Origin of the sequence: Corallococcus sicarius (assembly GCF_003611735.1) — a bacterium.
GTDB classification, from domain to species: Bacteria; Myxococcota; Myxococcia; order Myxococcales; family Myxococcaceae; genus Corallococcus; species Corallococcus sicarius.
The window spans coordinates 1-11,653 of record NZ_RAWG01000313.1 but is presented as its reverse complement, the minus strand read 5'-3'; the positions used below and the strand labels follow the sequence as shown (position 1 = coordinate 11,653).

The window sequence follows — 11,653 nt, the reverse complement described above, 5'->3', positions numbered from 1 at the left end:
GGCGGCACCGGGTGACGGCGATGGCGGGGCCGGAGCGGCTGGGGGGCGAGTGGTGGACGGACACGCCCTACCAGCGGGATTACTACCGCGTGCACTTCGAGGGGCTGGGGCCCGCCTGGGTGTTCCAGGACGGACGGGACGGGGGCTTCTACCTGCAAGGGTTGTTCGATTGAGGGGCCGGCCGGTGCGGTCCGGGTGGAGGCGCTGACGCTTGTGGCCTAGCGTCGGGACATGCGCCCCGCCCGAATCCTCTGCGTCCTCCTCGTGTCCCTCGTCTTCACGGCCTGCGCCGCCAGGCAGGTGCGCCCGGAGGGGAGCATCCGCAAGGTGGTGGTGGTGGCGGGCTCGCGCGTGGACGTGCTGCCGTCCGGCTCGTTCCGTCAGGACCTGATGGGAGAGAGAAACCCGCGCACGGTCATCGCGCGCCAGGCGGAGGCCGTGCTCATCGAGCGGGGCTTCGAGGTGGTGGCCACGCGCCAGTCCCAGGCGCCGGTGCCCCTCACCGACGAGGTGTCCTCCTTCATCCAGCAGAACAAGGCCGAGGCCGGCGTGGTGGTCATCCTGGACTGGCTGGACACGTCCGGCGCGGCGGTGCTGGGCCGGGTGGACGTCGTGCTGCGCGTGGGCGTGGTGGACCCCGCGGGACAGGTGCTGTGGACGGACACGATCCGCTCCTCGCCCACGGTGAGCGTCTACCAGGCCCAGTCGGACTGGAACTCGTTCCTGCGCCGGGCCGTCATCGACGCCGTGCAGGTGGTGCCGTGAGGGCCGTCCACCGGGCGCTTCTCGAGCGCGCGAAGAGGGGGGCATGCGGGTCCTGGTGACAGGCGCGGCGGGCTTCATCGGCGCCCACGTCTGCGAACGGCTGCTCGCGCGCGGTGACACCGTGCTGGGGCTGGACGCGCTGGAGCGGGCTCCCGGGGACGTGGCGCTGCGGCGCTCCCGGCTCGCACGGCTGTCGGGGACGCGCGGCTTCACGTTCCTCGCGGGAGACCTCACCGACGCGGCCCGGCTGCACGAAGCGTTCGCGCTCGCGCGCCCCGAAGGCGTGGTGCACCTGGCGGCGCGCGTGGGCGTGCGGGCCCCGGACGAAGAGGCGCCGGCGTACGCGGACACCAACGTGACGGGCTTCGTGCGGGTGCTGGAGGGCTGCCGCGAGGCGAAGGTCGCGCACCTCGTCTACGCGTCCTCCAGCTCCGTGTACGGCGCCGCCACGCCCGCTCCGTTCCGCGAGGACGCCCCCGTGGATCAACCGCTCAATCTCTACGGCGCCACCAAGCGCGCCAACGAGCTGATGGCGCACGCGTACAGCCACCTGCACCGGCTGCCCACCAGCGGCCTGCGCTTCTTCACGGTGTACGGCCCCTGGGGACGCCCGGACATGGCGCCGCTCCTGTTCCTGCGCGCGCTGGCGCGGGGCGAGCCCCTGGTGCTGCACGCCGAGGGGCGGATGCGGCGGGACTTCACCTTCGTGGACGACGTGGCGGAGGCCGTGCTGCGGGTGCTCGACCGGCCTCCCCGGCTCACCTCGGAGGGCCCGCCCCACCGCCTGCTCAACGTGGGGCACGGCGAGCCGGTGGCGCTGGGGGACTTCGTGGGCCTGCTGGAGCGCCACTGGGGCACGAAGGCCCGCGTGACGTCCGTGCCCGCGGGGGCGGCGGAGATGGCCTCCACCTGGGCGGATCCCTCGCGGCTGGAGCGCGAGACGGGCTTCCGGCCCCGCGTGTCCGTGGACGAGGGCGTGGCCCGGCTGGTGGCGTGGTACCGCGAATGGACGGGCGTCGCCCGGGGCACCTGAAGGCCCCGGCCGACGCCCGGTCCATCACCGCGAGACGGCTACGGCATCACGGCGAGGAAGCCCTGCACGAAGGCGTTGTTGTCCTCGCGCAGCTCCATCACCGTGCGCTGCGAGTCCACGATGGCGCCAATGTAGAACAGCCCGTAGCCCGGGGTGCCGGCCGGCGCCATGGCGGGCGCGGTGAGCTGGCGCGTCGCGCACTGCTGGGGCTGCAGCGCTCCCAGCTCCACGGAGCCCAGCGACACCTGGGACGAGGACATGCCGGGGCTGCCCGGGCCCATCGGGAACTCCAGGACGGGCTGGGTGGAGGCGAACAGCTCCAGCCGGCCCGTGCTCATGCCCGTGGAGACGGTGCCCTGGTTGCAGACCTTCACGGTGGTGGTGAACAGGTCGCCGTTGCGCACGGAGAACGGCGCGGTGACCTCCGTGATGATCAGGTCCGGGCTGTTCCCCACGCCGATGCGGCCGCGCACGAAGGTGTTGTTGTCCGTGCGCAGCTCCTGTCCGGGCATCGAATTGAACACGACGAGGACGCCCCCCAGGTAGAGGGGCGACTCCGGGGTGGCCGCGGACGGCGGAGTCGCGGAGAAGGACTCCTCGCGCGTGGCGCACGCGTTCGGCTGCAGGGGCGGGACCTCCAGGATGCCCAGCCGGGACACGGTGGAGGACATCTCCATGCCCATCCCCGACGGGAACGGCTCCGGCAGGACGGGCTCGGTGGAGAGGACGACCTCCAGGGGCTGCGCCTGGGAGGGTGACTGCCCCTGGTTGCAGACGGTCACGGGGATGCGCATCGAGCCGCCGGGCAGGACGCTGGCCGGCCCGCCCATGGACGTGATGACGAGGTCCGGGCCGCTCCCCACGCCGATGCGCGGGCCCACGAAGGTGTTGTTGTCCTCGCGCACCTCCTGGAGGACCTGGAGCGTGTCGACGGAGGCGCCCAGGGAGAACTGCAGGAAGTCCGTGGGTCCGGTGACGTTCAGGCTCGCGGGCACCGGCGTGGAGATGCAGGTGTCCGGCGCCAACGTGTCGAGCGTGATCCAACCCGCCGACAGCGAGGGGCTCGGCGGCATGCCCTGCGGCGGCATGGGCACCGTGGTGCCCGTCAGCACGTACAGGTCCACGCGCGTCCCCTGGGAGGCGGGCTGCATGCCCTGGTTGCAGACGGTGACGGTGGCGGTGAAGGACTGCCCCGGCATGACACTGGCGGGGCCTGTCACCCCGGTGACGACCAGGTCGGCGCCGTAGCCGTAGCCGATGCGCCCCTTCACGAAGACGTTGTTGTCCTCGCGCAGCTCGGGCCGGGACATGAAGGGATCCACGGTAGCGCCCACGTACAGCGGCTGATCCGGCATCGACGCCGGCGGTCCGTAGGAGGACATCGTCCCGAACGGGGCCGCGCACTGGCCGGGCTGGAGGGGCGGAACTGGAAGGATGCCGACGTTCGCCTGGCTGGAGTGGGAGGACGGGGGCGGTGGCGACCCCGCGACCGGCAGGCTCCAGGTGTCATCCGTGGACAGGACGATCGCCACGTCCGTGGAGGACGAGGGGTCGGTGCCCACGTTGCAGACGCGCGGGGAAACGGAGAAGGCACTGCCTGGGGTCATGCTGGCGGGAGCGTCCAGCGAGGTGACGACCAGGTCCGGTCCGTTGGCCACGCTCATCACGCCGCCCACGAGCGCGTTGTTGTCCTCGCGCAGCTCCAGCTGGCTCGACCCCGGGTCGACGATGGCGCCCACGTACACCGGCTGCCAGGGCGACATGTTGGGAGGCACGGAGGAGGGCCCGGTGACCTCCCGCGTGATGCACGCCCCGGCGCCCAGCGAGGGCACCGGCACGCCGTTGACGAACACCCGCGTGGAGTTGGGGCCCGGGGGGATCGTCGTGACCAGCGTGGGCTCGGACGACAGGTACACCTCCACGAGGGAGCTGGACGAAGGCTGGGTGCCCACGTTGCAGACGCGAACGGAGGTGGTGAACGCGGAGCCGGACCGTGCGCTGGCGGGCGCCTTGACCTCGGTGACCACGAGGTCCGCTCCCTGACCCACACCCACGCGTCCCGCCGCGAAGCCATTGTTGTCCTGCCTCAGCTCGGTGGGCGACGTGTTGACGAGGGCGCTCAGGTACAGGGGCTGATCCGGCGGCGAGTTCGGCGGACGCACGGCGTTGAAGGTGGACCGCTGCGAAAGGCACTGTCCGGGCTGCACGGAGAGGGAGGACTCCGACCGGCCCAGGAAGGCGTAGCCGGGGGGATACGGCATCCCGTACGGCGGGGAAGGCGGCGCGGGCGGCGCGGCTTCAGACGACAGGAACAGCGAGATCCCGAAGCCGCTCGTGGAGCCCGGTCCCTGGTTGCAGACCGTGTAGGTCGCGGCGAAGGACTGGCCGTCCGGCAGGCTCGCGGGGGCCCGCAGCTCGCTGATGATCAGGTCCGCGTCGAACCCCAAGCCCAGCTGCCCGGACGTGAAGGTGTTGTTGTCCTCGCGCAGCTCCGGGTTGTTCCGCTGCGTGTCGACGGCGGCCCCCAGGTACAGGGGCTGGTTCGGTAGGGCATCCGGAGGCAGCTGTGCCATCGCGGACACCGACCGGATCACACACCCACCGGCCGACAGCGACGGCACCTCCAACCCGCCCGCGGGCACCTGGGTGCGCGTGGCGATGGGGCCATACTGCGACGGGAACACCACCGGGTTCTCCGTGCCCACGAACAGCTCCACGCGGGTGGAGTTGGACATCTCGGTGCCCACGTTGCAGACCTTCGCCTCGGCGGTGAACGGCGCGCCCGGGAGCGTGTTGGCGGGCGCCTTCAGCGAGCGGACCACCAGGTCCGGGCCGTAGCCCACGCCGACGAGCCCCTTCACGAAGGTGTTGTTGTCCTCGCGCAGCTCCGGGATCTGCACCATGCCGTCTACGCGCGCGCCCAGGTAGAGCGGCGTGTTCGGAGGCGCGGCCGGGGGCGGGTACCCGTTGCCCTGCACGGGCAGCGAGGTGCACCGGCCGGCATCGAGCTGCATCCCCTGCGTCGAACCGATGAGCGCCTCCGTCTGGGAGCCGGGGTTCGTCGGTCCCTGGGACAGCGTGGCCAGGGTGGACAGGAACAGCTCCGCGCGCGGGTTGGAGGCGGGCTCGGTGCCCACGTTGCACACCGTCACGGACGCGGTGAACGGCGCGCCCGGGCGCAGGCTCTCCGGGCCCGTCACGTCGGTGACCACCAGGTCGGGCTGGTTGCCGATGCCCAGGCGACCCGCGATGCGCGCGTTGTTGTCCTCGCGCAGCTCGGTGAGGGAGCGCGCCGGGTCGATGAAGGTGCCCAGGTACAGCGGCTGCTGGGGTGTGGTGGCCGCGGGCGGACGAACAGCGGACGCCTGCGTCGGGAGCGTGAGGCACGCGCCCACGTCCAGCGAAGGCACCGGCATGTCACCCACCTGCGCGAGCGTCGTCGGCAGGGGGGAGCCCGGCGCCGGCACGGTCAGCGTGGCCTGGGTAGAGACGTACAACCGCACGGTGGAGGACGGTGCCGGCGTGGTCCCCACGTTGCAGGCGCGCAGCGTCAGGGGAAAGGTCTCCCCGGGCCGGGCGCTGGCGGGCGCCTTCACCTCCGTGACCACGAGGTCCGGGCGGCTGCCCACGCCCATCAGGCCGCTGACGAAGCCGTTGTTGGCCTCGTTCAGCTCCGTCACGACCTTGCGCGTGTCCACACTGGCGCCCAGGTAGAGGGCGCCGTCCGGAGGCGAGGCGGAAGGCCGGACCGCGTTGACCCACAGGTTCGGCGTGACGCACTGCCCGGCATCCAGCGGCATTCCCAGCGTCACCTCACCCACCATCACCTGCTGGGTGGAGGGGGGCGCCCCGGGAACGGGCACCTGCTGGGTGGCCGTCGTGGACAGGTACACCTGGAGGGCCAGGGTGCCGCTGGGAGAAGCGGGCGCGGCGCCCACGTTGCAGACCCGGGCGGTGACGCTGAAGGGGTCGCCCGTGCGAACGCTGGCAGGCCCCTTCAGCTCGGTGATGACCAGGTCCGGACCCTGATTCAATGAATCTGTCTGGCTATTCTGGAGGGCCGCCTCGGACGGGGCGTCGCCTCCGCAGCCGGTGAATACCAGCGTGCCTGCGATGAGCAGACACGAGCGTCTCCATGACGGCGATGGCCGTAGCATGTGTACTCCTTGGGGGTGTGTGTGGTTACTGCCAGGAAGCGCCGCCCGCCGTGCCCAGAGCGGCACTTCCGTGACTTCAAGGGGAAGCCTGGACGGCGCTGCTGGTGTTAAATTCAAACAATCTCAGCCGAAAATGGAGGCCTGGTTTTCCCATTCCCTGGGAAATCAGCTCACCTCGACGTGTCCGTTCGCGACGAGCCACCGCGTGGTGGTGCACGCGCGGGCGAAGGGTGCGTCGTGGGTGACGAGCAGCAGTGCGCCGGGGTAGTCGCGCAGCGCCGCCTCCAGCCGTTCGATGGACGGCAGGTCCAGGTGGTTGGTGGGTTCATCCAGCACCAGGGCCCACGCGTGCTGCCCCAGGCCGCGGGCCATGAACAGCTTGCGTGCCTCCCCCGGAGATGGCTGTTCGGACGCGAGCAGCCGGTGTGGATCCACGCCCAGCGCTGCCACCAACGACAGCACCCGGCCGCGCTCCTCCGGGGGCAGCGCACGCACCGCGTCCAGGGTGGCGCGGGCCTCCGCTTCGCCCAGGTCCTGCGGCAGGTACAGCAGCTTGTCGCGGGGCACACGAGCCTGTTCCAGCAGGGCGCGCAGCAGCGTCGTCTTGCCGGCGCCGTTGGGCCCCTCGATGCGGATGCGCGCTGTTCGGTCCACGTCCAGGCGCGTGGGGCCCAGCACCTCCACGTCCCCGGCCTTCAGGCCCGGCGTGTCGAGCGTGAAGAGCCACGGGTTGGGGGAACGCACATAGTCCACGAACACCGAGCGGCCCACGGTCTTGTCCGCGGTGAAGTCGCCCACGGCGGCCTCGGCGCGCTCCAGCTCGCGGCGCTTCACGGTGACCTGGTGGCCCAGGCGGTCCTCGGCCCAGCTCGCGAGCGTGGAGGCTCCGAGCGTGCGCGCGTCGCTGTCGTGCTTGTTCTTCATCCGCCGCCCGGTGCTGCGCGACAGGGTGGCGCCCTGCTGCTCGCGCCGGACCCGGTCGAGCACCTGCGCGGCCCGGTCCCGCTCCGCCTTCGTCTGCTGGTGGGCGGCGACCTCGGCCTCGCGCTCCGCCTCCCAGAGGCCCCGCGCGGCGGAGTAGGCCCCCGGGTACAGCCGCGCGCCACCGCCGTGTACGCGCAGGGTGGCCTGGGTGAGCATCTCCAGCAGCTCCCGGTCATGGGACACGACGACGCCAATGCCCCGGAAGCGGCGCAGCGCGGACGCAAGCCACGCGCGCCCTTCGGCGTCCAGGTGGTTGGTGGGCTCATCCAGCAGCAACACGTCCGGCTCGCGGGCGAGCGCCGCGCCCACCTGCCAGCGCTTGCGCTCTCCTGGAGACAGCGTGGGCCAGCGCGACAGCGCGGTGACGTCCAGGCCCAGCTGTCCGTGGAGCCTGCGCGCCAGCGCATCCCACGCCTCCGCGAACGCGGCGATGTCGGGCGTGAGCGCCTCCACGCCCTGGGGACACAGACACACGAGGGGCGACGGCGGGTCGAAGGTGAGCTGTCCCGACGTGGGCGTCAGCTCCCCGGACAGCAGGCGCAGGAGGGTGGACTTGCCGGCGCCGTTGGGGCCCACGAGGCCCGTCCAGCCCGGGGCCAGGTGGAAGTCCACGTCGGTGAGGACGGGGATGGCATCAATGAACGAAAAGCAGACGCTGTGCGCGCGAAGGGAGGACGAGGGCATTTGAAGCGACTCCTGAATCCGGAGCCAGCACACACGCCCATCAGGACGCGCGGCGGCGGGTTACAGCCATGAACCGGGGTTTCAGGCGTGCAGCTTCAAGGGCGTGCGGACCTCGTGTGGGGGAAGTCCTGTGACGACCTCCCGCGGGGACAACGGATGCAGCAGCTGCAAGATGCGACAGGGCCCGTACGGAGTGCAAGCCCTGGTGCGCCGCGACGGCGGGCACCGACGACTGGAACGTCGGTGCCCTGACAACGATTCCCCGCGGCGCCTGTTCGTCCGCCTATTCGTCCGAAGGCGTGGGCGGCTGTACGCGGCGGGTGGCCGGCATGGGCGCGGTGGCGGCCGCGGCGGCGTTGCGCGCCAACGCCTGGGCGCTCAGCGCGGCGGCCGAAGGGTTGCGGGCCGGCAGGCGCGGGGCCTCGGGCGCGGGGGGCGGGGCGCTGTCGCCGCCGAAGACGTCCTTGAGCATGGACAGCGTGCCCAGCGCGGCGGTGGCCTCGTAGGGGACGAACATCTTGTTGTCGCCCTTGCCCAGCTCCTGGAGGGTCTCCAGGTAGCGCAGCGCGAGCACCTCCGGGGTGGCCCGGCCGGTGTGGATGGCCTCGAAGGTGAGGCGGGTGGCCTCGGCCTTGCCTTCGGCCTCCAGCATCACGGCGCGCTTGTGGCCTTCGGCGCGGGCGATCTCCGCGTCGCGCTCGGCCTCGGCGCGCAGGATGCGGGAGATCTTCTCGCCCTCGGCCTGGAGGATGGCGGCGGACTTGTCGCCCTCGGCCTTGGTGACCTCGGCGCGGCGCTCGCGCTCGGCGGTCATCTGCTTGGCCATGGCGGCCTTGATGGCCTGGGGCGGCTCGATTTCACGCAGCTCCACGCGGGTGACCTTGACGCCCCACTTCTCCGTGGCCTCGTCCAGCACCATGCGCAGCTTGGTGTTGACCGTCTCGCGGCTGGTCAGCGTCTGATCCAACGTGAGGCCGCCCATGACGTTGCGCAGGTTCGTCATGGTGAGCTGCTCGATGGCGAGCGCCAGGTTCTCCACCTGGTAGAGCGCGCGGCCCGGATCGACGATCTGGTAGTAGATGACCGAGCCGACCTCCATGTTGACGTTGTCATGGGTGATGACCTGGACGGTCTCGAAGCCCATGACCTGCTCGCGCAGGTCCACCAGCGTGTTGCGCGTGATGCGCACGCCGTTGCGCATCTCCATGGCGCGGGGGCTGTCCATGAAGGGGATGAGGATGTTGAGGCCGCTGGTGGCCACGTGGTGGAACTTCCCCAGCCGCTCCACGACCATGACCTTGGCCTGGGGAACGATGCGAACACCGGTGGCGAGCGCGAACACGACGGCGGCCGCCGCGACGAGCAGAACAATGGTCAGTCCCATCCTACAGTCTCCTTCTTGCGCTGCTGTTGGTGCAGCGAGACCTCGTGAGACGCCGACGGGCGCCGCACCCACAACTTGAGTCCTTCAATCTGCTCCACGGTGACGCGCTCGCCCTCGGGCAGGGGGCCCGACAGGGAGCGCGCCATCCACAGCTCCCCGTTGATGCGCACGGTGCCCCCGTGCGGGTCGGACAGCGCCTCCATCACCACGGCCTCCTGGCCCAGCATCGCCTCGATGCCCGTCTTCAAATGCACGGCGTCCCGCATGAAAACGTTTTTGAAGAGGGTGCGGGACGCGGCGAAGAGGGCCGTGGACACCAGGGTGAACATGACGAGCTGACCGTCCAGTCCCACGCCCGCGCCGGCGATGAGGGAGGCCATCAGGGCCCCCACGGCGAACCAGAGCGTCACGAAGCCGGAGAGCTTGATCTCCAGCGCTCCGAGGACGATCGCGGCAATCAGCCAGAGGTGCCAGGCGGTGGGGTCCATGAGGTCCTTGTTTGGCAGCCGCTTCGGCTTCCTGTCAAACCGGGCGACCGGGCATCAGGAAGCAATCGGACGGCCGGGAGGTTGCGGACGAGGTCCCCGCCGTCCCCGTCGCCCCGCCGAAGGGAAGCCCATGCCGTATCTGTCCATCCGTGGCACCCGACTGTACTACGAAGACACGGGCGGTCCTGGCGAGCCGGTCCTCTTCAGCCACGGGTTGCTCTGGGACTCCCGCCTGTTCCGCGAGCAGGTGGCGGCCCTGCGCGGACGCTACCGCTGCATCGTGTATGACCACCGGGGCCAGGGCCAGAGCGAGCCCCCGCCTGGCGGCTCGGCCATCGACCTGCGGACGGTGTACGAGGACGCGGTGGCCCTCATCCAGGCCCTGGGGCTCGCGCCCTGTCACTTCGTGGGGCAGTCCATGGGCGGCTTCGTGGGGCTGCGGGTGGCCGCGCGCCATCCGGAGCTGTTGCAGTCGCTGTCGCTGCTGGACTCGTCCGCCGCGGCGGAGCTGCCGCTGACACTGGCGCGCTACCGGCTGCTGACGACGCTGACGCACTGGCTGGGGTTGAGGCCGGTGGTGGACCGGATCATGTCGCTCTACTTCGGGCGCACGTTCATGCGGGATCCGGAGCGGCGGGCGGAGCGCGCGATGCTGCGTCAGCAGCTGATGGACAACCCGCGCCAGGTGTGGCGCGCGATGCAGGGGGTCATCCACCGGCGCAGCGTGGAGGGGGAGCTGCACCGCATTGAAACGCCGACGCTGGTGATGGTGGGGGAGGAGGACCTGGTGACGGCGCCGGCGGCGGCGGCCGGCCTGCACCAGCGCATCCAGGGCTCCCGGCTGGTGACGCTGCCCTGTGGCGGGCACATGTGCATCCTGGAGCAGCCCGAGGCGGTCAACGCCGCCCTGTCCCACTTCCTGGACGCGATGGAGATGCCTTCATGGACGGAAGCCCGGGCGTGACGGTCCATTGTCCCGGCAACCCGGTGGCTCGGGGCGGGGGCAATCATTGCCACTTGGGGGATGCCGCGAGCTGCATTGTGATTGCCGGGGTCCCCCGGACGCATCGGGGCCGGAGGGGGTGAAACCCTGGGACAACCCATGAAGTCGCCCTCTCGCCGCGCGTCGATCCAATCTAGCGCCTGAACGCCCGATCAGTATCCTGATCCGGCGTGAGCTACGCCGAGCTGGTGTGCCGGTCCCACTTCTCTTTTTTGCGCGGTGCGTCCCATCCCGAGGAGCTGGTGGCCGCGGCGGCGCGGCTGGGCCTGTCCGCCCTGGCGCTCACGGATGGGGACGGGCTGTACGGCGCGGTGAAGGCGCACCTCGCGGCGAAGGAGCACGGCGTGAAGCTGCTCCTGGGCGCGGAGCTGACGCTGGAGAACGGCCCGCCGGTGGTGGTGTACGCCCGGGACGCGGCCGGGTACGCGAACCTGTGCCGGCTGGTGTCGCACAGCCGGATGACGCACCCCAAGGGCGAGGCGGGGCTGCCCTGGCGCAAGCTGGCGGAGCACGCGTCGGGGCTGCTCGCGCTCCTGCCGGGCCCTGCGGCGCTGGAGGCGGTGGCCCCCTTGGCGGAGGCGTTCCCGGGCGGCTTCCACGTGGGCTTGAGCCGCTCGCTGTCGGCGGGGGACGCGGCCCGGGAGGCGCGGGCGGAGGCGCTGGCACGGGCGCTGGGCGTGCCGCTGGTGGTCCACAACGACGTGCACACGCACCACCGGGAGCGGCAGCCGCTGCAGGACGTGCTCACCGCCATCCGCCACGGGGTGACGGTGGATCAAGCGGGCACGCGGCTGTTCCCGAACGCGGAGCGGACGCTGAAGTCACCCGGGGAGATGGCGCGGCTGTTCGCGGATCGGCCGGACGCGCTGGAGCGTACGGTGGAGCTGGCCTCGCGCTGCGGCGCCTCGCTGGACGCGCTGCACTACCACTTCCCGGAGGAGGACCTGCCCGAGGGGCGCACGGCGAACGAACACCTGAAGACGCTGACGGAAGCCGGCCTGCGCGCGCGCTATCCGGCGGGCGTGCCGCCGGAGGTGACGCGGCAGATCGAGCATGAGCTGAGGCTCATCGCGGCGCTGGACTTCGCGGGGTACTTCCTGTCGCTGTGGGACATCGTGATGTTCGCGCGGGGGCGGGGCATCCTGTGCCAGGGGC

At 71.3% G+C, this 11,653-nt stretch carries 8 protein-coding genes and 1 pseudogene; 5 read left to right on the top strand and 4 right to left on the bottom strand.

The features are described from left to right. The 3 genes and pseudogenes from D7X12_RS44685 to D7X12_RS33575 all read left to right on the top strand — a co-directional run. Positions 1-173, top strand: a pseudogene (locus D7X12_RS44685) (Y-family DNA polymerase); the annotation flags it as partial. 58 nt (positions 174-231) lie between these two features. Then, positions 232-765: a hypothetical protein gene (locus tag D7X12_RS33580; protein ID WP_120629302.1), complete on the top strand. Its 534-nt coding sequence runs from the start codon at positions 232-234 to the stop codon at positions 763-765. Between the two features lie 43 nt (positions 766-808). Beyond that, entirely contained in the window at positions 809-1,798 is a 990-nt protein-coding gene (locus D7X12_RS33575) for an NAD-dependent epimerase/dehydratase family protein (RefSeq protein ID WP_120629301.1), read from the top strand. Between the two features lie 38 nt (positions 1,799-1,836). Here D7X12_RS33575 and D7X12_RS33570 read toward each other — a convergent pair whose 3' ends face one another. From D7X12_RS33570 to D7X12_RS33555, 4 genes are all read right to left on the bottom strand, one after another. Next, complete coding sequence (locus D7X12_RS33570) at positions 1,837-5,832, bottom strand: CARDB domain-containing protein (RefSeq protein ID WP_158620172.1); 3,996 nt, start codon at positions 5,830-5,832, stop codon at positions 1,837-1,839. Between the two features lie 288 nt (positions 5,833-6,120). Further along, entirely contained in the window at positions 6,121-7,623 is a 1,503-nt protein-coding gene (locus D7X12_RS33565; RefSeq protein ID WP_120629299.1) for an ATP-binding cassette domain-containing protein, read from the bottom strand. A gap of 283 nt (positions 7,624-7,906) precedes the next feature. Continuing rightward, the gene (locus tag D7X12_RS33560; protein WP_120629298.1) at positions 7,907-9,007 is read right to left on the bottom strand and encodes an SPFH domain-containing protein; all 1,101 of its coding nucleotides are present in this window, start codon (positions 9,005-9,007) and stop codon (positions 7,907-7,909) included. Further along, positions 8,998-9,495, bottom strand: coding sequence for an NfeD family protein (locus D7X12_RS33555; RefSeq protein ID WP_120629297.1), 498 nt, complete (start codon positions 9,493-9,495; stop codon positions 8,998-9,000). Before D7X12_RS33555 ends, D7X12_RS33560 begins: the two co-directional genes overlap by 10 nt. Positions 9,496-9,625: 130 nt before the next feature. Here D7X12_RS33555 and D7X12_RS33550 point away from each other — a divergent pair, with 130 nt between their 5' ends. Together D7X12_RS33550 and D7X12_RS33545 are read left to right on the top strand one after the other, a co-directional pair. Then, positions 9,626-10,459 (top strand): alpha/beta fold hydrolase, encoded by an 834-nt coding sequence (locus tag D7X12_RS33550; RefSeq protein ID WP_120629296.1) that lies wholly within the window; start codon positions 9,626-9,628, stop codon positions 10,457-10,459. A 209-nt stretch (positions 10,460-10,668) separates the two neighbouring features. Further along, positions 10,669-11,653: PHP domain-containing protein (locus D7X12_RS33545; RefSeq protein WP_120629295.1), on the top strand; the 985-nt coding region annotated here is incomplete at its 3' end.

Excerpts from the sequence above, each read along its gene's own strand:
- D7X12_RS33580 (WP_120629302.1), top strand. The coding sequence starts at position 232 with ATGCGCCCCGCCCGAATCCTCTGCGTCCTCCTCGTGTCCCTCGTCTTC.
- D7X12_RS33575 (WP_120629301.1), top strand. The coding sequence starts at position 809 with ATGCGGGTCCTGGTGACAGGCGCGGCGGGCTTCATCGGCGCCCACGTC.
- D7X12_RS33565 (WP_120629299.1), bottom strand. The coding sequence starts at position 7,623 with ATGCCCTCGTCCTCCCTTCGCGCGCACAGCGTCTGCTTTTCGTTCATT.
- D7X12_RS33560 (WP_120629298.1), bottom strand. The coding sequence starts at position 9,007 with ATGGGACTGACCATTGTTCTGCTCGTCGCGGCGGCCGCCGTCGTGTTC.
- D7X12_RS33555 (WP_120629297.1), bottom strand. The coding sequence starts at position 9,495 with ATGGACCCCACCGCCTGGCACCTCTGGCTGATTGCCGCGATCGTCCTC.
- D7X12_RS33550 (WP_120629296.1), top strand. The coding sequence starts at position 9,626 with ATGCCGTATCTGTCCATCCGTGGCACCCGACTGTACTACGAAGACACG.